The organism is Nioella sp. MMSF_3534, assembly GCF_030732985.1.
GTDB lineage: Bacteria > Pseudomonadota > Alphaproteobacteria > Rhodobacterales > Rhodobacteraceae > Nioella.
Map to the genome: position 1 here is coordinate 46991 of NZ_JASHJX010000013.1, position 20170 is coordinate 67160.

Genomic DNA, 20170 nt, shown 5'->3' on the forward strand with positions numbered 1-20170 from the left:
CTCAAGTCTTCCTTGGTGCCACCCGCGAGATGCGGCGGCGTGGTGCCGACAGACACCCCCTGTCTGACGTCCTTGAGAGAGCGGGACAGCGAAAACCTGTTGTCACGGCAGAAAAGATGGGGTGATTTCAGAAAAACGCAAGGAATTTCGTGCAGCTGTCTTGGGAATGTCATGGGGCTGCACATGTAGGAGGCTGAAATGGAGCTATATGGGCTGAAGACCTGCGACACCTGCCGGAAGGCGCTGAAATCGCTGGAGACGGCGGGGCGTCCGGCGCGTTTCGTGGATGTGCGGGCGGAGCCTTTGGGGGCGGATCGGTTGGCGGAGTTTCTGGGGGCGTTCGGGGATGCGCTGGTGAACACACGCTCCACCACATGGCGCGGCCTGTCAGAGGAGGAGCGCAAGGGCGCGCCTGCCGATCTGCTAGCGGCCCACCCCGCCTTAATGAAACGCCCCGTGCTCCGGGCGGAGGACGGGACGCTTTACCTTGGTTGGGGCAAGGAGGTTCAGGCGGCGCTGATCTGAGGCGTCGCGCGGGCCCGCAGGGCGGCGTCGACCGAGACCGGCCCCGCGCCGCGGAAGACCATATAGGCCAGCAGGAACACCCAGAAGGCACGCTGATCGAGGATCAGGCTGTCAGAGCCCGCATCGAACCAAGCGCCGATCACGTCCGAGCCGACGCCATGGCCGACGATATCGACATAGCTTTGTACGAGGACAAAACCGATCATCCCAAGCGCGGCCAGCCGGGTGAAGAGCCCAAGCACAATCAGCGCGGGCAGGATGAACTCTGCCCAGGTGCCTGCCAGCACCACCAGCCGCCAGAATGCCCCGAGCTGGCTGGCGTCATAGCCTACCGCCTCTGACATGCGGGGCAGGATCTGCACATAGGCGTTGAAATTGGGCTGGAAGAGGCCGGAGAGGCCCTCACCCAGCTTGGTCAGCCCGGAATTCCAGTAATAGATCATCAGCGTCGCGGCAAAGACGAAACGCGCAAGCGTCGGCATCAGGATCGGCGCGAGCGTGGTTTCCAGCGTGTCGAAGAGGCGGGTGTGCAGGGAAACGAGGGTCCTCATTGGTCGGGTCCTTTCTGGAATGTCAGCGCGCCCGAGGTCAGGAACAGCGTCAGCAGCGGGGCGAGGTCGATCCCCGGTTCGGCCTCAATGCTGCGTTCCAGGGCGAGGGCGATTGTTGTGCGGCCATCGAGCGCCCTTGCGAAGGCCGTGCCGCCTGCGGGCAGAAGATGCGGGATCGGGTCGAACTCTGGCCGGGTGATCATGACGGTTTCGGCCGTGGGCTGCGGTTTAGGCGCGTCGGTCTGCGTGTTGCGCCGCCAGATGCCGTGGATCGGGTAGGGCGAGGTGACGATCTGGGTGGCGGGGGCAAGGACCGGCGTCAGCTCCATCAGCGTGTCCGGGTCCATGCCCGCCGCGTTCAGCGGGTCCGCATCGGCGGCGTGGTAGGAGCGGCGGATCGCCAGTTCCAGACGAGCGATATCGGCGAGGTAAGGATAGGCCGCAAGCGGTTGAAACTCTTCCAGAAACGCTGGCATCGCTGCCCCGTATTGTGACAGGGCGCGGCTGGTTGGGGGATGGGTGCGAGAGAAGATCAGGGCGAGCGTCTTGAAGCTTTTCTCGCCCAGAAGCTTCAGCAGAACCGGAAACCCGGTTTCCAGCGCGTCAGTGAGCGAAGCGGCGAGGTTGTTGCGGTAGACGTTGAAACGTTTGCCCGCCGGGCGGCCCTTTGGGTCCACCATGCCAGACGGTATGGGGGCGGTGGGGTCGAGGATCGCGGCAGTGAAATCGGATTGCAGCATCGGATCACACCAAGGCCGGTTGCAGGATCATGTCGGCGCGGGCGGCTTCGGCCTCCAGCACCGGGAAATCTGGAACGTTGTTGTCCCATTCAATGAGCGTCGGCTTGGCGCCGCCGCGGGCGATGGTGTGGGTATAGAGCGCCCAGACCGGGTCCACCACTTCGCGCCCATGGCTGTCGATCAGTAGGGGCGCGCCGTGCTCGTCTTCATCCTCATCATGACCACCCAGATGGATTTCGCCCACCTGCGCCAGCGGGAAGGCGTCGATATAGGCGACCGGGTCCCAGCTCTGGTTGGTGGCGGACACAAAGACATTGTTCACATCCAGCAGCAGCCCGCAGCCGGTGCGCTTTGCGATTTCCGAAAGAAACGTGACCTCATCCATCGTGGATTCGGCAAAGGCGAGGTAGGTGGAGGGGTTTTCCAGCAGCATCGGACGCCCCAGAACCTCTTGCACCTCGTCGATATGGGCGCAGACGCGGGCCAAAGTGGCCTCGGTATAGGGCAGGGGCAACAGGTCGTTCAGGTAGGTGTCGCCATGGGTGGACCAGGCGAGATGTTCGGAAAAGCTGGCGGGGTTCAGCCAGTCGCAGAGATGCTTGAGGCGGGCGAGGTGATCGGGATCGAGCGGGCCTTCGCCGCCGATGGACAGGCCCACACCGTGAACCGAGATCGGAAAACGGTCTGCCAATGCGCGCAGTTGGGCCAGCGGGCGGCCGCCACCGCCCATGTAGTTTTCGGCATGGATCTCCAGCCAGCTGACCGCGCCGGGTGCGCTGATAAGGGATTGGAAATGCTGGGGCTTGTAGCCGATGCCCGCAAGTTGGGGCAGACGGTTATCCTGCGCGAGGTCATACATGGCGTGTCCCTTGGGTCTTTGGCAGAACCCCCCGGCCCTTTGTGGACCGGGGGGGAAGGTCAGCGCGATCAGCTGTCCATTTCTTCTTCCATCATCGAGACGTCGCGGTACTGGGCCAGAACGTCCTCGGCCAGACCATCGGGAAGATCGCGGGCCAGACCGATGTAACCGTCGGCTTCCAGCGAGGCCTCGGATTCGCCCATGCGGCCGTCGGGCAGCTCGATCTCGGCGCAGGTGCCGGCGGGGACCAGCGTCCAGGCGTTGCCCTGATAGTCGATGGTGGAGGACCCGGCACAGGTGGTGCCGGGGCCAGCGGCGCAGCCGTTTTCACCGGCCAGCGACACGCCGTAACACTTCTCCATCGCCTGCGCGGAGGCAGAGGTGGTGGTGACAGCGCCAAGTGCGGCGGCAACGGCGCCCATCAGGGCCAGCGATTTGATTTGGGTCGACATGGGGTAGCTCCCTAAAACTGATATTTTCCGTGTCCCACCCGTCGAGCGGGTGATGGGGAAGTGGTAAGTCGCCGGGTCGATCACTGGCCAGTCACAGGCCCGTCAAGCACGCGTGCGTGACCCTCTGTCAGGGTGGCGTGAGGCGGGCCTGTTGTGCTGGAAGGTGTGATTATCGAATGAAATCATGTAATTGCGGGGAAGATTCCACCTAGGGGAAGGTGACGGGTTTCTGCCTTCCGCCTCGTCCCGTCGGTGAAATGTTTCAACCGAAAGTGGTGCCTTGGGCTTGGCTGTCTGGCAGATCGTGCCTATCTCGGGCTCCGAACAGGCAAGAAACCAACGGAGAGCCTTCATGCGCAACGCAGCCCTCGTTCTGGGAATCATCGGTGGCATTCTGGGAATGATCGTCGGGTTCTTCGGCTATGGTTACGTGACCTTCATCGACCATTTCGGCGAGGTGCCGGACATTGCCAGACAGGTGGACAACCCCGATCTGATCAAGGCGGCGAGCATCATATCGCCCATACTGGCGCTGGCCGGCGGGGCCATGGCGCGGGCACGGGCGCTGTGGGGCGCCATCTTCCTGCTGCTGTCGGCGGCGGGGATGTATTATGCCTTTGGCTTCGGCGTCTTCACCATGTTCCCGATTGCGCTGTGTGGTCTGGGGGGGCTGCTGGCCATCGCGGCGGGGCGACCGGATGAGGAAGTGAGCCACTTCTGAGGGGTTACAGAACCGCGCGCAGCACCGACAGCGCACCGCGTTTCCATGGCACCCTGTGGGTCACGCCCGCGCCCTTGGCGATCCGGTCACGGTTCGCCAGATACCAGTCGAAGTTGCGCAGCAGCGCGTCGATATTGGAATGGCGCGGCACGAAGCCCAACCTGTCGCGGGCGCGGTCGATGCTGACGAAACTGTCCTTCGACGCGGTCTCGTAGATCCATTTGTAAAGCGGCGACAGATGCACCGCTTCCAGCCCGCGCAGGGTCCAGATGGCGGGGGTGGCGGGAAAGCCGATGATGCGTTTGCCGAAGCCCGCGCGGTCCAACACCGCCTGAAAGCTTTCGCGCATGGTGCCGAACTCTGCCGCCCCGATATTGAACGTGTCGTTGACGGTCCGGGCCTCGCCAAAGGCGCTCAGGCAGATCGCCGCGTTCAGGTCGTCCACATCCAGCAGCTGATAGCGATTCTGGCCCGATCCGAGGACCGGGAAATTATGCCCGGTCGAGGCGAAATCATAGAGCAGCTCAAACGCGCCGAGCCGTTCGGGGCCGACAAAGCTTTTCGGGCGAAGGACCGGCAGCACCAGCCCATCCGCGCGAAACTGTCGGCAAAGCTTTTCCGCGGCCACTTTCGATTCCCCGTAAGGCCCCACGCCCTGCATCGGATCGGCCTCCACCAGCGGGTGGTGATCGGGGATGCCGTAGACGGCGGTTGAGGAGATATGAACAAAGCGGCGGATTCCCTTGCGCAGCGCCGAGGCGAGCAGCATTTGGGTGCCGTCCACATTGGTGGAATGAATTTCCTCTGCGCTGGCCAGCGGCAGGGCCGCCGCGCAATGAATGACGATGTCGATGCCCCCGAAAGCGCGGTCATGAAGCGCGAGGTCGCGGATATCGCCGTGAAGCACGTCGATCCTGTCTGCTTCGGGATAGGCGAAGGGGGCTATGTCCCAACTGCGCAGGGAATGGCCCCGGTCCAGCAGGTATCGGATCAGGTTGATCCCGAGGAAGCCTGCCCCGCCGGTGACGAGGATGGACTTGGGGCTGGCTGAGGAAATGGTTGGCGTTGTCATTCAAGAACTAAAGCCAGATTTCCGGCGTCGGGATATGATTTGGATCAACGAAAAGGCCGGCCCCAAGCGGAACCGGCCTTCTTATCATGTGATCTGCAGCTCAGCGCTGATCAGGCGCGATTGCATCGGCGGCGAGGCTTTCGACGACCTCATCCAGCGACAGGACCGAGGTCCGCTTTTCCCCAAGGCGACGCAGGGTGACGGTGCGGTCCTCCACCTCCTTGCGGCCGATGGCGAGGATCACTGGCACCTTGCCCACGGAATGTTCGCGGACCTTGTAGTTGATCTTCTCATTGCGGATATCGGCCTCGGCCCTTACACCTCGCGCGGTCAGGGCTGACACGACCTCCTGCACATAGTCATCGGCCTCGGACACGATGGAGGCCACGACCACCTGACGCGGGGCCAGCCAGAAGGGCAGTTTGCCTTCCCAGTTCTCGATCAGGATGCCGATGAATCGCTCGAAGGACCCAAGGCAGGCGCGGTGCAGCATGAAGGGCCGGTGCTTGGCCCCGTCCTCACCGGTATAGTTCGCATCCAGCCGCTCGGGCAGGTTCGGATCGACCTGAAACGTGCCGCATTGCCAGACCCGGCCAATGGCGTCGGTCAGGTAGAAGTCGAGCTTCGGCCCGTAAAACGCCCCGTCGCCCGGTTCCAGCGTGTAATCGCGGCCCACGGCCTTGATGGCGTTTTCCAGCGCGCCTTCGACATAGTCCCAGCTTTCATCGCTGCCGACGCGCTTTTCGGGGCGGGTGGCGAAGCGGATTTCAAACTCGGGGAAGCCGAGCTCTTCATAGACATTGGCAAGGAAGTCGATGAAGCGCGCGCATTCCTCCTGAATCTGATCCTCGGTGCAGAAGATATGTGCATCGTCCTGGGTAAAGCCCCGCACCCGCATGATCCCGTGCAGCGCGCCCGAGGGTTCGAACCGCGCGCAGGAGCCGAATTCCGCCAGACGAAGCGGCAGGTCGCGATAGCTTTTCTGACCCTGGTTGAAGACCTGCACATGACAGGGGCAGTTCATCGGCTTCAGCGCATTGATCCGCGTTTCGGCCCGGTTCTTGGCGGAGGCATCGTCATTCTCGCCATCGCGGCTTTCATCCACTTCGACGATGAACATGTGATGCTGGTACTTTTCCCAGTGGCCAGAGGCCTCCCACAGCTTGCGGTCCACAACCTGCGGCGTGTTGATCTCGCGGTAGCCCCCGGCACGCTGCTTGCGGCGCATGTAGTCCTGAAGCGTGGTGTAGATCGTCCAGCCGCCCGGATGCCAGAAGACCTGACCGGGGGCTTCTTCCTGCATGTGGAACAGGTTCATTTCACGGCCAAGCTTGCGGTGGTCGCGCTTGGCGGCCTCCTCCAGCATCGTCAGATGGGCCTTTAGGTCGTTCTTGTTGCGGAAGGCGACGCCATAGATCCGCTGCAACATGGCGCGATTGCTGTCGCCACGCCAATAGGCACCCGCGACGCTCATCAGTTTGAACGCATCCGCCGGAACCTGCCCGGTATGCTGAAGATGCGGACCACGGCAGAGATCCTGCCAATGCCCGTGCCAATACATGCGAAGCGGTTCGTCGCCGGGAATGGCCTCGATCAGCTCCACCTTGTAGGGTTCGTTGTTGGCCTCGTAGAACTTGACCGCGCGGTCGCGCTCCCAGATTTCGGTGGTGACGGGATCGCGGCGGTTGATGATCTCGCGCATCTTGGCTTCGATCTGGCCGAGGTCTTCGGGGGTGAACGGTTCCGCCCGGTCGAAATCGTAATACCAGCCGTTGTCGATCACCGGGCCGATGGTGACCTTTACATCCGGCCAGATCTCCTGCACGGCGCGGGCCATGATATGGGCGCAGTCATGGCGGATCAGCTCCAACGCTTGCGCGTCGTCGGCCATGGTGTGAATGGCGATGGAGGCATTGTCCTCGATCGGCCATTGCAGGTCCCAATGGGCACCGTTCACGGTGGCGGAGATGGCCTTCTTGGCCAGCGAGCTGGAAATGCCGGCGGCCACATCGGCAGGCGTCACGCCAGCCGCGTAGTCACGGGAATTGCCATCGGGGAAAGTCAGGGAAATCTGGGCCATCTGGCACAAGCTCCTCGTCGGTTTGGCGCCCACGGAACGCCCGGTTGCGGGTATATGGTTTCGGGGGGCAGAGGTGACGCCTGGCGCGGCGCGTGTCAAGGGCGGATGCACCGGCCCGGTCTGATCCCCTATCCCCGGCATTAACCTTAACCCCGTCTGTTAACGTTGATGGGGCAGGGGCGGCCCGTGCCTGACGCAATGTCATGCCGTCAATCTTCGCGCATTTCCGGGGGCGAGAAGCATAAAAACTTGTCCCATCTCCCCGCCGCAGGCAAAACCGGTGGGACGATCAGGGAGGACGCCGCCAAATGACCCCACAAACGCTGACCACACGGCAGGGACGCACCATCGCCTTTCATCAGACCGCCGGTTCGGGTCCGGGCGTGGTGTTTCTGGGCGGGCTGAAATCCGACATGCAGGGCAGCAAGGCGGTGCATCTGGAGGCCTGGGCCAAGCGCACGGGCCGCGCTTTCCTGAGGTTCGACTATTCCGGGCATGGCGAAAGCTCTGGCGCCTTCACCGATGGGTGTATCGGCGATTGGGCCGAGGATGCCGAGGCCGCGATCCTGACGCTGACCGAAGGCCCGCAGATCCTCGTTGGCTCGTCCATGGGCGGGTGGCAGGCGCTGCTCTTTGCCCGCAAGCACCCGGAATTGGTGGCAGGGCTTGTAGGTATCGCTGCCGCGCCCGATTTCACCGAGGACGGGATGTGGGACAGTTGGTCTGATGCCCAAAAGGCCGAGATGGACCAGACCGGGCAGGTCGCGCTGCCCTCGGATTATGGTGAACCCTACATCATCACCAAACGCATGATCGAAGACGGTCGGCAACAGCTGGTCCTGCGCAGCCCCCTGACCGTCAATGCCCCCGTGCGGCTGTTGCAAGGCACGGCGGATGCGGATGTGGACATGTCCGTCGCCTTACGCCTTCTGGATCACATGGAAGGCCCTGATATCCGGCTGGAACTGGTGAAGGGGGCCGACCATCGCTTTTCCGACGACTATTGCCTGTCGCGGATCGAAACGGCGATCGAGGATGTGCTGACCCATGTTTAGGTTTCTCAAACGCCTGGTCCTTGTCCTTGTCACCGTGACAGTTGTCGCCGGTGGTCTCTTGATCCTCGGCCCGCGCGAACGCATCGAACGGGGCGCGCTGGTGTCCAACGAGGGACAGGGGATCGCAGAGGTTCTGGCCGCGCGCGAGGCGGCGTTCGACGACATCACACCGGGCGTGGAAGCGCGGGTGATCTGGGCCGGTGAGCCGGGCACCCAAACCCCGCTGTCGATCCTCTATCTGCATGGCTTCTCCGCCACCTCGGAAGAAATCAGGCCAGTGCCCGACAATGTGGCCGAAGCGCTGGGCGCGAACCTGATCTATGCGCGCCTGACCGGGCATGGGCGCGGCGGGGATGCGCTGGCGGCGGCCACGGCCAGCCAGTGGGCCAATGATGCGGCGCTGTTCCTCGATCTGGCGCGGCAGGCGGGGGAACGGGTGTTGATCATGGGCACCTCGACCGGCGCGACGCTGGCCAGCTATGCGATGACCGAGCCCGACATGGCCGCTGATGTGGCGGGCCTCGTGATGGTGTCGCCGAATTTCCGCGTCATGAACCGCTCTGCCGTGATCACCGAACTGGCCTTCGCCCGCCGGATCGTGCCGCTGCTGGCAGGCGAGGAACGGGCCTGGGACGCCCTGAACGAGGGACATGGGCGCTACTGGACCACGCGCTACGGCACCGGGGTGTTGACCAGCCTCGGCACCCTGATGAGAGAAACGAGGGCACGCGACTACAGTGGCGTTTCAGCCCCGGTTCTGGCGGTTTTTTCCGACAATGACCGCGTGGTATCGGCTGCGGCCACGCGCGACTTTCTGGCCGGATGGGGCGGCGCGGTGACCTTGGCCCCGCAAGACCTGCCGGAAACAGGAGCGGACCCGTTTTTTCATGTCATTGCGGGCGATATCCTCAGCCCCGCGATGACCGGGCCGGTGACGGATGTCATTCTTGAATGGGTTCAAGCAACGCTCCCGTGAGCCGCCACCCGCGCTTGGGCATCGCAAAACGGTTGCCCAAAGACGAGGGCTCTGCAACTCTGTCGGAAAGTGATTTCAGAGAGGGGTGTTCCATGGGATTTTTCAAACCGATTGTTGCGGGCCTGACCGCGCTTGCGCTGGCCGGGCCTGCCATGGCGCAGGATTGGGGGCTGCGGTCGAATTTCGAGCAACGATGGTTCTTTGCCGGAACCGGTACTGAGGGCGGGCCGATCAGCTTCAATTGCGCGGGCCACTATCCGGATGCGGACTGGTCCTATGGCGAGGGCGGCGGCCCCTATGACCCCTATATCATCCATGTTTCGATGACCGAAGCGCTTGGCCCCATTGATTGGAGCCAGCCGGACGCCGGACGCCGGTCGGACGTGATCTTTTCCATTGGCGGGCTTGGCTACCAGTTTCCGCAGATCCAGTGGAACGAGATGGTCGGCGATTGGGGTGTGGTGATTTCCATGGGCGATCCGCTGATCACGGCGCTGCTGGCTGGCGGGCCGAGCGAGCTTTGGGCCGGAGATCGGCGAATTGCGCAACTGTCGGGGACCGGTCTTTCGGAAAACCTTGCGCAGGCGATCCGGTTCTGTGACGGCCATTGGGCCGCCATGGGCGTCGGGGTGCCCCAGCATGCCGCCCAGACCGTCATGTCCCTGAGAGGACAGGGCGGGTAAGATCGGTTCGGTGAAATTGTAACGATGGATCCTGTTGTTTTCATTCCGGGTTTCATGTCTGACGCGCGGGCGTTCCGGCATCAGATCGAGGCCCTGTCGTTGGATCGTCCGGTTCAAATCGCCTCGCTTGCCGGGTCCGATTCCGTGCGCGAGATGGCCAGCCTTGCCTTGCAGGGATTGCCGCAGCGCTGTGCGCTGGTCGGCCATTCCCTTGGCGGCATGGTGGCGATGGAACTGGCCCGCCTCGCACCGGACAGGGTCACGCGGCTGGTGCTGATCTCGACCGATGCGTTGTCGGAATTGCCGGGCGTCGCGGCGGCGCGCGATACGATGATTGCGCGGGCGCGGGCGGGTCGGCTTGCGGATGCGATGGCCGAGGCGCTGCCATCGGGGGCTTTGGCACCCGGGGCCGGTCGCGCCGGGGTTCTGGATATTGTCCGGCAGATGGCGGAACGGGCCGGAGTGGATGCCTTTCACGCCCAATCCCGCGCGATGCAGCGCCGCCCGGACCAGCAAGGAACGCTGCGCCGCCTGCCAGTTCCCACGCTCGTCGTCTGCGGAGCGCATGATCGTCTGTTTCCTGCCCGCCGGCACGAGGTGATGGCCGGGCTGCTGCCGCAAGGGCGGCTGGTGGTGTTGGAGGAGGCGGGGCATCTGCCGATGCTGGAGCAGCCCGAGGAGGTCACCGATCTGCTGCATCGGATGCTGAGGGTCTGAGCTCTATTCCGCCCTCGGGGCAAGCACCGGCGCGTTGATCGGGCTGCCATCGGCGTTGAAGAACGGAGTCTGTCTGCCCCTGCGTCCCAGCTTTGCGGCGACGGTACGTTTCACAAAGCGCCAGATGACCCGGCCGCCATTCTGGTGGCGCTGCTTGCCATTGGGGCCCGTGACGAAGCCATGGGCGATGACAGGGCCAAGTGGCGCGGGATCGGACAGGTTGCCCGTCAGGATGCCCGCGAAGGGCAGCGCAGGGGAGCCGAAAGTGTTGATCATCGGCGTATCGCAACATTGCGCCGTCCAGCGAAACAGGCCCTTTGGCGACAGCTGAACCGGGATCAACCGGTCGGCGCCCGTGGCGATCTCGATCCGGTCCGGGGTGGTCTGCCACAGATCGACGCCGCCCGCAGCCGAGTCGCCCAGACCCGAAAGCCGCATCGCGCGGGCGCAGGAATTGCAGTGGCAGACGACATGCGTTCCCTCTTGCGGGCGCACATCGTGCAGGATGCCGGTGACAGTGCCGCAGCGGCAGGCGAAGGGGATATCCGCGCCCGCCGTCATGGGATCATTCGGCGGCCGTGGTGACGGCGCTGACCGGGGTCTTGGGAACATCGCAATTGGCGTCGATGAAGTTCAGCACCAGCGGGCGAATGTTGGTGCGCCAGCTTTTCCCGGCGAAGATGCCGTAATGCCCGGCGTTCGGTTCCAGGTAGTTGGCCTTCTTCTCTTCCGGCAGGCCGGTGCATAGCCGCAGCGCAGCGACACATTGACCGGGGGCCGAGATATCATCCTTGCCGCCCTCGACTGTTTTCACCGCGACGGTGGTGATTTTGCCCAGATCGACCTGCTTGCCCGCGACGGTGAAGCGATTCTGTGCAATCTCCAGCCCTTTGAAGATGCGTTCGACGGTGGACAGGTAGAATTCCGCCGTCATGTCCATCACGGCGAGATATTCGTCGTAGAACCGGTTGTGCTTGTCATGATCCGAGGCTTCGCCCTTGGCGACGGCAAGGATCTGGTTGGAGAACGCCTTGGCGTGCTTTTCCGCGTTCATCGCCATGAAGGAGCTGAGCTGCTGAAGACCGGGATAAACCATCCGGCCCGCGCCCATATACTTGAAGCCGACGCGCTGAACGACATGGCGTTCCAGCGTGCCCATGGTGATGCGGTTGCCGAAATCGGTGACGTCGGTCGCGGCGGCGTCGGGGTCGATCGGGCCGCCGATCAAGGTCAGCGTCCGGGGCTGTGCGTCGGGGTCTTCCTCGGCCAGATAGGCGGTGGCGGCCAGCGCGAGGGGCGCAGGCTGACAGACTGCGATCACATGGGTATCTGGCCCCATTTCGCGCAGGAAATCAACGAGGTAGAGCGTATAATCCTCGATATCGAACTTGCCTTCCGACACCGGAATGTCGCGCGCATTGTGCCAATCGGTGATGTAGACGTCACAATCGGGCAGCAGGCTGACCACGGTCGAGCGGAGCAGCGTCGCGTAGTGGCCCGACATCGGCGCAACCAGCAGAACCTTGCGGCCCGTGGGCGCGCGGCCCTGCACCTTGAACCGGATCAGGTCGCCAAAGGGGCGGGGCATCACGCATTCGATATCGACCAGATGGTCGCGACCATCGGCACCGGGAATGGAATGGATGTTCCAGTCGGGCTTGGCGATCATCCGTTCGAAGCTGCGTTCCATGACCTCGCCCCAGGCGGCGGTCAGCTTGATCATCGGATTCGGGATCAACCCAAGCTGGGGGTAGCCGCACATCGCGCGTGCGGTGGACCCGAGCCACTGGTTGGTCACACGGATCGATTCCATCATGTCGTAGGTAAGAAGATGTTTCATCGCGCTGTGACTCCTGCAAAACTGAGGAACGACCGGTCCAGTCGGACCCGGATCATTTCGTCGCTTTGCCCCCTCACCCTGGCAAGGCTTATATGCACATGCAGCATTGAGAGGGCAAAATCAAGTCATGGCACAGCACGCAGACGGAGGAGACAGCGACATGGGGGACAATCTTGAACGCCTCAATGCGAATCTCGCGAAGATGGAGGAGCTGTCCAAACGGATGGTGGCCGCCCTCGGACAGAAGGACCTGACAACCGACGCGGGCATGTCCGGGCCGGGGCAGGATCTGTATGTGAAAGCGGGGTCGGCGCTGTTCAACGAGATGCTGACAAACCCCACCAAGCTGATGGGCCATCAGGTGGCTTATTGGTCGAAGGCGGTGGAAAATTTCATCGAAACGCAGCAGGCGCTTGCAGCCGGGCAGTTCGAAATGCCCGAAGACGACGATGCCCCGAAGGACAAGCGCTTTGCCAACCCGATGTGGCGCACACATCCCTATTTCCGCTTCGTGCGCAAACAGTACGAGCTGAATTCCGACGCCATCGAGCAATCCATGGCCGAGCTGGAGGGGCTGACCCCGAAGGAAAAGAGCCGGGTGGAGTTCTTTTCCCGCCAGATCATCGACCTCTTCGCGCCGACGAATTACCTCGCCACCAATCCCGACGCGCTGCAGAAGGCCATCGACACGGATGGGCAGAGCCTCGTGGACGGGCTGGAAAACCTTGTCCGCGACATCGAGGCCAACAAGGGTGAGCTGCTGCCGACCCTGTCGGACCCCAATGCCTTCAAGGTGGGTGAAAACATCGGCACCGCGGAAGGCAAGGTCGTGTTCCGCAACCGGATGATGGAGGTGATTCAGTACGCGCCCAAGACCGACACGGTCTATCGCACGCCATTGGTGATTTTCCCGCCCTGGATCAACAAGTTCTACATCATGGACCTCAAGCCCCAGAACTCGCTGATCCGCTGGATCGTCGAGCAGGGCTATACGCTGTTTGTCGTAAGCTGGGTGAACCCAGATGCCAGCTATGCCGAGGTCGGGCTGGAGGATTATATCGAGGAGGGATATCTTCAGGCGGTCGAGGTCGCCAAGGAGATCACCGGCGAGAAACAGGTCAATGCCGTGGGCTATTGCATCGCGGGCACGACCCTGTCGGCGACGCTGGCGCTGATGCAGAAACGCGGCGACAAGTCGATCAAGTCGGCCACCTTCTTTACCACGCTCACCGATTTCAGCGATCAGGGGGAGTTTACCGTCTTCCTGCAGGATGATTTCGTCGACGCGATCGAGCGGCAAGTCACCGAGAAGGGCATCCTCGACAGTTTCTTCATGTCCAAGACCATGAGCTTCCTACGCTCGAACGATCTGGTCTACGGCCCTGCCGTGCGCAGCTACATGATGGGCGAGGCGCCGCCCGCCTTCGACCTGCTCTACTGGAACGGCGACAGCACCAACCTGCCCGGCCGGATGGTCAAACAGTACCTGCGCCAGCTTTGTCAGGGCAATGAGCTGGCCGAGGGAGGCTTCAAGATTCTGGGTGAAACGGTCAGCATCCGCGACATCAAGCTGCCGGTCTGTTCCGTCGGAACCAAGACCGACCATATTGCGCCCTGGAAGAACTGCTATCGCGGCTTTTCGCAGTTCGGCAGCCGCGACAAGACCTTCATCATGTCCGAGTCGGGCCATATCGCCGGCATCATCAACCCACCGTCCAAGAAGAAATACGGCCACTTCCTGAACCCCAAGGTCAAAGGCACCGCGGACGCGTGGCTGGAAGGCGCGGAATTCCATGAGGGCTCGTGGTGGCCGGTTTGGGAAGAGTGGTTGCAACGCCGGTCAGGGGCGCAGGTTCCCGCCCGCGAACCGGGTGAGTCGGGCCATGAAACGCTTGGCGATGCGCCTGGAACCTATGTTCTGGTGACGACAAAGGGCTGATTTCCAAGGGGTTTGCGAATATTTTGCTGCGGTGCAGAAAAAGACTTGATTTGCTGCGCTGCAGCATGCATATTCTTTCGCATACGCAGAATTCAAACCCTACCGTCCCCGAGCGGGACAAACAGGAGACAGACCCATGGCCAAGACCAACGATTTCACCAAATACATCAACGAAGCAATGGCTGCTTTCCCCGTTGACATGACCGCCTATAACGACGCCTTCAAATCTTCCGCCGCAATGGGCGAGAAGTTCTCCAAGGTTGCTCTGGAAGCCGCCGAAAAGTCGACCGAGATCTCGACCCAGTGGACCAAGGACACCCTGGCCAAGCTTGGCGATGTTGCAAAGGTCAAGGACGAGCCGACCGCCTACACCAAGTCGATGACCGATTTCGCATCGGCTCAGGCTGAAATGACCGCCGAAACCCTGGCCGCCTTCGCAGAGGTCGCCAAGAAAGTGCAGATGGAAACCGTCGAGCTGATGATGGCCGCCGGCAAGGAAGCTTCGGAAGAAGCCACCGCAGCCGTCAAGAAAGCCACCGCCGAGGTGACCACCGCTGCCAAGAAAGCTGCTGCCGCCTGAGGCGCCAGACAGCCCTGATTTCGCCCGGATTTCCTCCCACTCCGCGCGAATTCCAGAAGGACGGACCCGTGCCCCGGGCCCGTCCTTTTCTTTTGTGCGGTCAGGTGATTGCTTTTTGTGCACAAAGGACTAGGCTCTGCATGCTGCAATGCAGTGTAAGGGATAAGGGAGTTGGCTATGGCTGACACGAATGCACCGTTGCTGATCAAGCGCTATGCCAGCCGCAGGCTCTACAACACCGAGACGTCGGACTATGTGACGCTGGAAGACATCGCAGGCTTCATTCGCGAAGGCCGCGAGGTGAAGATCGTCGATCTGAAATCGGGCGACGACCTGACCCGGCAATACCTGCTGCAGATCATCGCCGAACACGAAAGCCGCGGTGAAAGCGTGCTGCCCATCGGGGTGCTGACCGATCTGGTGCGCAGCTACACCACGCAGGCGCAAAGCGTCGTGCCGGAGTTTCTGGCCATGTCTTTCGAGATGCTGCGGGACGGACAGTCGAAAATGGTCGAGAACATGACCGCGCTGAACCCGATGGCCAGCATGCCTGGGTTCGAGGCGATGCGCGCGCAGCAAGAGGCCTTCATGAAAGCCATGACCGGCGGCATGTCCGGCCAGTGGTCGGGGCCTGCCGCATCGGAGGACGAGGGCGGCGAAGAGGCCGGGGACGAGCTTTCCGAGATCAAGAAACAACTGGCCGAGCTTCAGTCGAAACTGTCCAAGCTGTGATCCGCGACGAAGAAGGATTTTCCCGAAAATCCTTCAGGCGCGAAAGCCGGAAGATTTTTCTGGAAAAATCTTCTTTTTCAAAACTTTTCGTGAAAAGTTTTCGTCAGGTCCCGTAGGCGCGGGTCTGGGATTTCACGTCTTCGGCTGCAGCCAGAAGAGCCGAGGCGATGAAATCGAGATCATCCGTCTGAAGCCGCGCCGGCAGGCGCACATCGCAGGCCCGCATCAGCATGGCGCGCGTCCGGGGCAGATCGGGCTGGTCGCCGGGAATGAACTGCCAGTTCCAGAAGGCGCGGGCATTGTCGGTGGACAGGCCAAAGACCTGCACCTTGACCCCACGGGCCGCTGCCGCGTCTGCAAAAGCGCGGGCCTCAGAGTCATCGGTGAAACCCACCAGATTGAACTGGATCGAGTCCGGTGCCCGGTCTTCCGGCAGAAGGGCGGGGGGCACCGACAGCCAGGGCGAGCTGTTCAGCAGCCCGGCCACATAATCGTGGTTGCGCCGGCCATCGCGCACCCGGCGGGCGACTTCGGGCAGTTGCGAGCGGATGATGGCAGCCGATAGGTTCGACAGGCGCAGGTTATAGAGTGGCAGTTTGTTCTGCCAGCGGGCAAAGGCGGCAGCAAGATCGCCGGTATTGTCGCCCTCGGGTCCCTTGTGCTTGGCCCAGTTATGCTCATAGGCGCCGGACATGATCACCGCGCGTGCCACCAGATCCGCGTCATCGGTCACCAGGATGCCGCCCTCGCCGGAATTGACCAGCTTGTAGGACTGGAAGCTGAAACAGCCCACGCGCCCGATCGTGCCGATCTTGCGCCCGTGCCATGTGGTGCCGAGCGAATGGGCCGCGTCTTCGACCACCGGGATGCCGCGCGCATCACAGAGCGCCATGATAGCATCCATGTCAGAGGTGTGGCCACGCATATGGCTGATGATGACCGCGCCGATGCTGTCATCAAGCTTGGCAGCGAAGTCCTCCATATCGACGCGGTAATTCTCTCCCACCTCGACCAGAACCGGCTGGCAGTTGGCATGCACCACGGCAGAAGGAACAGCGGCGAAGGTGAAGGCGGGGATCAGCACGCGGGTGCCGGGTTTCAACCCGAGACCCAGAAGCGAGAGGAAGAGCGCGGCAGAGCAGGAGGACACCGCCAGCGCGTATTTCATCCCCATCATGTCCGCGAATTCACGCTCCAGCAGGCTGACCGGCGCATCTTCGGGGGCCGTGTAGCGGAAGAGATCGCCTGTCAGAAGCAACCGCTCCACCTCGGCGCGGGCGCTTTCCGGGATCGGCTCGGCGTCATAGACATTTGGGGCGAGCGCCATGATTTCACCTTTTCGAAAATCAGTATTTCGAATTTCTTTACATCGGAATCGTAACAGGTCAAAGACAGAACTCGCCGCCTCAGCCGATTTCTGTCCTCTTTGGCCGCGGTTCAGCCCCGGTTCTGCAGGAAATGCGCGGCGATCTGCTGGCCGATCATGCTGCCTTCGGTTGGCAGATGCAGACTGTCCTCGGCCTCGCTTAGCAGGGACTGGGGGACCGCGCCGCCCTTGAGCGCGCGGGCAAAATACCCGGTCACCTCGGTATCGAACTCCGGATGCGGCTGATAGGTCAGACCGGTCTCGCCATAGGCCAGGACCGCGTTTTCGCAAAACGGGGATTGGCCGAGTCGCCGCGCAGAAGGGGGCAGGGCGACAACCTGATCCTGATGCCAGGCATTCAGGGGCACGTCCCGCCCTTCGATCTGGTAGACATGGCGGCCCACACACCAGCCGCCCGTGTGTTTTTCGACCCGACCGCCAAGCGCCTGCGCGATGATCTGGTGCCCGAAACAGATGCCCACAAGCGGCTTGCCGCTGGCTTGAATGGCCCGGATCGTGTTTTCCAGCGGCGCAATCCACGCATGGTCTTCATAGGCCCCGGCGGTGGACCCGGTGATCAGCCAGCCCTCGGCCTCGTCCATGTGATCGGGCAATTCCAGCGCTTCGACATTCCAGCTCCGGTAGCTGAACCCGTGCCCCTCCAGCAACCGCTCAAAGAGCCCCTGATAGGGGCCAAGCGCGGCTTGAGTGGGGGCGTCGAACTCCTCCGCCTGAAGGATGCCGATCCGCATTGGGCCTACCGGATCAGGTTCGGCCTGTAGCGCACGCGGGCGCGGCGCTCGGCGGGCAGGTGGCGGTTGAGGCGGCGGTTGATCAGGCTGAACACCGTGATGACGATCAGCGTCAGGATGATGAAGAAGATGGCCACGATCGGATAGGGCACGAAGGGGTTGAAGGTCCGGTCCGCGAAATAGCTGGCATAGTAGAGTGCATCGCCCTGCTGGCGAAAGGCGGGAAAGCCCGAGAAATAGACCAGCGTCGTGGCGTGGAAAAGGAAGATCGCCTCATTCGTATAGGCGGGCCAGGCAAGGCGCAGCATGGTCGGGTAGACGACCCGGCGGAAGCGCTTGAAGCCCGACATGCCATAGGCATCGGCGGCCTCCAGATCGCCCTTGGGGATCGAGCGCAGTGCGCCATAGAAGATCTCACCGGCATAGGCGGCGGTGTTCAGGAACAGCACGATAAGCGCCCCGAGCCAAGCCTTGGCGAAGGGATCGGTCAGCCAGCTGATATCGAGCGTGCCGATTTCCTCGGGCAGGCGGACCAATGCGAAATAGGCCAGGAAGAACTGGATGAAGAGCGGCGAGCCCCGGAAGACGAAGATGAACCACTCCGCCGGTTTGCGCGCCCATTTGGCTTGGCTGTTCTTGGCCACGGCCAGCGTCACGGCAAAGAAGAACCCGAAGAACAGCGCCAGCACCCCGAAATAGATATTCCAGATCATGCCCGAGCCGATCAGGGTGACCTGCTCGCACAGGCTGATCTCGCCGCGCGGCAACAGGCGTTCGCCAAACCCTAGCGAGCGGAAGGCATAGGCCTGGACGGTTTCCCAACAACTCATGCCGCGGCCTTTCCTTGCGCTTCACCGCCAGCGGTGGCCTGCCCGTGGCTGAGGCGCCGGGTGATGCGGGCAAGCACGACTTCCGACACGCGGGTGAAGCCCAGATAGAAGACCAGCAGCGCCAGGAAATACCACAGCCGCCAGTCGGGATGCGGATAGGCATATTGCGAGGTTCGGCTGCCGCCCAGTTCGCGGGCCCAGTAGACGATATCCTCGACCCCCAGAAGGAACAGCAGCGGTGTGGCCTTGATCAGGATCATCCACAGGTTCGACAGCCCCGGCAGCGCGTAGATCCACATTTGTGGAACAAGGATGCGCCAGAAGGTCTGGCGGCGGGTCATGCCATAGGCCTCGGCGGTTTCCAGCTGCGCGCGGGGCACCGCCCGCATGGCCCCGAACAGGACGTTGGCGGCAAAGGCCCCGAACACGATCGAGAAGGTGAAGACCGCGATGAAGTAGTTATAAACCTCGTGCACCCATTGCGGGGCGGAGCTGAGCGGGATTTTCGCCGCCTGGCAGACCACGAAATTCGCGCCCTGGCGAATGGGCTCGTCCCAGTCGGGGCACTGGATCTGGTGATTGACCCATTCCAGCGCCTGATCGAGCGCGATCACGAAGAAGAGGAAGAAGGCGATGTCCGGCACGCCGCGCACCATCGAGGTGTAGAGCTTGCCCATCCAGCTGATCGGCAGGATATGCGACCGGCTGGCCGCTGCGCCTACGAAGCCGAAGGCCAGCGCCACGGGGGCGGTGATGGCCAGAAGCAGCAGCACTGTAAGGAAGCTCTGATAGAACAGCATATGGACGCCGTTGGTCAGGTAACAGGCGAACCATGGGGCTGTGTCCAGCGTGGAAGGATCGGCGCAGAACTCGAACATCGGACCTCGCAGGTATTGGCGCGCGGCAAGGCGGACCCGCCGCGCGCCGGGGTCGGATTATTCGTAGGTCGGAACGTCGTCGCCGAACCACTCGACCAGCAGCGCGTTCAGCGTGCCGTCTTCCTTCATCGAGGTGATGGCCGCGTTGAACATTTCGCGCAGTTCGCCGTCGGTTTCACGCAGGCCCATGCCCACACCACCGCCAAGCGGCACCGGGTCGCCCACGACCATCAGTTCCGCGTCTTCGTCGGTGATGTCGGTGAGGAAGTCGATATCGGCGAAGACCGCGTCGGCCTCGCCATTGCGCACGGCGGCGACGGTTTCATCGGGGGTCGCGTATTCCAGCAGGGTGGCGCCGGATTCCGCGATATAGCCCGACTGGATGGTGTTGGCCTGCGCCGCGATCACGCCGGTGGCAAGGTCCACATCATCGGACAGCGCCACATAGATCGACGGGGTCGGCGGGATGTAATCCTGGGTAAAGTCGATGACCTCGTCGCGCTCGTCGGTGATCGACATGCCCGCGATGATGGTGTCGTAGTTGCCCGAGGTCAGGTTGGGGATGATCGAATCCCAGTCATTGGTGACCCATTCGCAGGTGAGGCCCGCGCGGGCGCACAGCTCATCGCCCAGAACCCGCTCGAACCCGTCCACTTCGCCGTCATCGTTGATGAAGTTATACGGAGGGTAGGCGCCCTCGGTGCCCATGCGGATGGTGCGGCCATGGCCGTCGGCGAATGCCGCGCCTGCCGTCAGCGCCAGGATGGCGGCGGAAAATGCGAGTTTTTTCATTGTCTTACTCCCAGTTGGTTGTTGGTATTC

At 62.5% G+C, this 20170-nt stretch carries 21 protein-coding genes and 1 pseudogene; 9 read left to right on the plus strand and 13 right to left on the minus strand.

The features are described from left to right. Window positions 1-198 precede the first annotated feature (198 nt). Window positions 199-525, plus strand: coding sequence for an arsenate reductase family protein (locus RBB16_RS07580; protein WP_306045585.1), 327 nt, complete (start codon window positions 199-201; stop codon window positions 523-525). Here the strand turns inward: RBB16_RS07580 and RBB16_RS07585 are convergent. From RBB16_RS07585 to RBB16_RS07600, 4 genes and pseudogenes are all read right to left on the minus strand, one after another. Then, on the minus strand, window positions 507-1076 hold the full coding sequence (locus tag RBB16_RS07585; RefSeq protein WP_306045586.1) for a DoxX family protein: 570 nt from the start codon (window positions 1074-1076) through the stop codon (window positions 507-509). The two genes, RBB16_RS07580 and RBB16_RS07585, sit on opposite strands and share 19 nt — an antisense overlap. Continuing rightward, window positions 1073-1816: a DNA-binding domain-containing protein gene (locus RBB16_RS07590; protein WP_306045587.1), complete on the minus strand. Its 744-nt coding sequence runs from the start codon at window positions 1814-1816 to the stop codon at window positions 1073-1075. The genes RBB16_RS07585 and RBB16_RS07590 overlap by 4 nt, the downstream gene beginning before the upstream one ends. Window positions 1817-1820: 4 nt before the next feature. Continuing rightward, complete coding sequence (locus RBB16_RS07595) at window positions 1821-2675, minus strand: DUF692 domain-containing protein (RefSeq protein ID WP_306045588.1); 855 nt, start codon at window positions 2673-2675, stop codon at window positions 1821-1823. A 140-nt stretch (window positions 2676-2815) separates the two neighbouring features. Next, window positions 2816-3127 (minus strand): annotated as a pseudogene (locus RBB16_RS07600) (DUF2282 domain-containing protein); the annotation flags it as partial. A 352-nt stretch (window positions 3128-3479) separates the two neighbouring features. Here RBB16_RS07600 and RBB16_RS07605 point away from each other — a divergent pair. After that, a complete protein-coding gene (locus RBB16_RS07605) occupies window positions 3480-3848 on the plus strand; it encodes a hypothetical protein (protein WP_306045589.1) in 369 nt (122 codons plus the stop codon). Between the two features lie 4 nt (window positions 3849-3852). On the opposite strand, the gene RBB16_RS07610 is transcribed toward RBB16_RS07605, so the two are convergent. Next, window positions 3853-4920 (minus strand): NAD(P)-dependent oxidoreductase, encoded by a 1068-nt coding sequence (locus RBB16_RS07610; RefSeq protein WP_306045590.1) that lies wholly within the window; start codon window positions 4918-4920, stop codon window positions 3853-3855. 100 nt (window positions 4921-5020) lie between these two features. Further along, the gene (gene thrS, locus RBB16_RS07615; protein WP_306045591.1) at window positions 5021-7000 is read right to left on the minus strand and encodes a threonine--tRNA ligase; all 1980 of its coding nucleotides are present in this window, start codon (window positions 6998-7000) and stop codon (window positions 5021-5023) included. A 308-nt stretch (window positions 7001-7308) separates the two neighbouring features. Here thrS and RBB16_RS07620 point away from each other — a divergent pair, with 308 nt between their 5' ends. From RBB16_RS07620 to RBB16_RS07635, 4 genes are all read left to right on the plus strand, one after another. Next, window positions 7309-8055 (plus strand): alpha/beta hydrolase, encoded by a 747-nt coding sequence (locus RBB16_RS07620; protein WP_306045592.1) that lies wholly within the window; start codon window positions 7309-7311, stop codon window positions 8053-8055. Further along, window positions 8048-9031 carry a carboxylesterase gene (locus RBB16_RS07625; RefSeq protein WP_306045593.1) on the plus strand — a complete coding sequence of 328 codons (984 nt, stop codon included), beginning with the start codon at window positions 8048-8050 and terminating at the stop codon, window positions 9029-9031. The genes RBB16_RS07620 and RBB16_RS07625 overlap by 8 nt, the downstream gene beginning before the upstream one ends. A gap of 92 nt (window positions 9032-9123) precedes the next feature. Further along, window positions 9124-9714 (plus strand): hypothetical protein, encoded by a 591-nt coding sequence (locus tag RBB16_RS07630; RefSeq protein ID WP_306045594.1) that lies wholly within the window; start codon window positions 9124-9126, stop codon window positions 9712-9714. Between the two features lie 24 nt (window positions 9715-9738). Continuing rightward, entirely contained in the window at window positions 9739-10431 is a 693-nt protein-coding gene (locus RBB16_RS07635; RefSeq protein ID WP_306045595.1) for an alpha/beta fold hydrolase, read from the plus strand. Between the two features lie 3 nt (window positions 10432-10434). On the opposite strand, the gene RBB16_RS07640 is transcribed toward RBB16_RS07635, so the two are convergent. Further along, window positions 10435-10992, minus strand: coding sequence for a DUF6151 family protein (locus RBB16_RS07640; RefSeq protein ID WP_306045596.1), 558 nt, complete (start codon window positions 10990-10992; stop codon window positions 10435-10437). A 4-nt stretch (window positions 10993-10996) separates the two neighbouring features. Beyond that, entirely contained in the window at window positions 10997-12271 is a 1275-nt protein-coding gene (gene phaZ, locus RBB16_RS07645; protein ID WP_306045597.1) for a polyhydroxyalkanoate depolymerase, read from the minus strand. Window positions 12272-12398: 127 nt separating this feature from the next. On the opposite strand from phaZ, the gene RBB16_RS07650 reads away from it, so the two are divergent. From RBB16_RS07650 to phaR, 3 genes are all read left to right on the plus strand, one after another. After that, entirely contained in the window at window positions 12399-14210 is a 1812-nt protein-coding gene (locus RBB16_RS07650; RefSeq protein ID WP_371931222.1) for a PHA/PHB synthase family protein, read from the plus strand. 136 nt (window positions 14211-14346) lie between these two features. Then, complete coding sequence (locus RBB16_RS07655; RefSeq protein WP_071688403.1) at window positions 14347-14790, plus strand: Phasin; 444 nt, start codon at window positions 14347-14349, stop codon at window positions 14788-14790. Window positions 14791-14967: 177 nt separating this feature from the next. Then, window positions 14968-15522 (plus strand): polyhydroxyalkanoate synthesis repressor PhaR, encoded by a 555-nt coding sequence (gene phaR, locus RBB16_RS07660; RefSeq protein WP_306045599.1) that lies wholly within the window; start codon window positions 14968-14970, stop codon window positions 15520-15522. Window positions 15523-15625: 103 nt separating this feature from the next. On the opposite strand, the gene RBB16_RS07665 is transcribed toward phaR, so the two are convergent. The 5 genes from RBB16_RS07665 to RBB16_RS07685 all read right to left on the minus strand — a co-directional run bounded on the left by RBB16_RS07665 (window position 15626) and on the right by RBB16_RS07685 (window position 20140). Continuing rightward, entirely contained in the window at window positions 15626-16849 is a 1224-nt protein-coding gene (locus RBB16_RS07665; RefSeq protein ID WP_306045600.1) for a DegT/DnrJ/EryC1/StrS aminotransferase family protein, read from the minus strand. A gap of 110 nt (window positions 16850-16959) precedes the next feature. Beyond that, window positions 16960-17640, minus strand: coding sequence for a type 1 glutamine amidotransferase (locus RBB16_RS07670; RefSeq protein WP_306045601.1), 681 nt, complete (start codon window positions 17638-17640; stop codon window positions 16960-16962). Between the two features lie 5 nt (window positions 17641-17645). Continuing rightward, window positions 17646-18470 (minus strand): ABC transporter permease, encoded by an 825-nt coding sequence (locus tag RBB16_RS07675; RefSeq protein WP_306045602.1) that lies wholly within the window; start codon window positions 18468-18470, stop codon window positions 17646-17648. After that, entirely contained in the window at window positions 18467-19348 is an 882-nt protein-coding gene (locus RBB16_RS07680) for an ABC transporter permease (RefSeq protein WP_306045603.1), read from the minus strand. The genes RBB16_RS07675 and RBB16_RS07680 overlap by 4 nt, the downstream gene beginning before the upstream one ends. Before the next feature lie 57 nt (window positions 19349-19405). Then, window positions 19406-20140: a transporter substrate-binding domain-containing protein gene (locus RBB16_RS07685; RefSeq protein WP_306045604.1), complete on the minus strand. Its 735-nt coding sequence runs from the start codon at window positions 20138-20140 to the stop codon at window positions 19406-19408. Window positions 20141-20170: the final 30 nt, after the last annotated feature.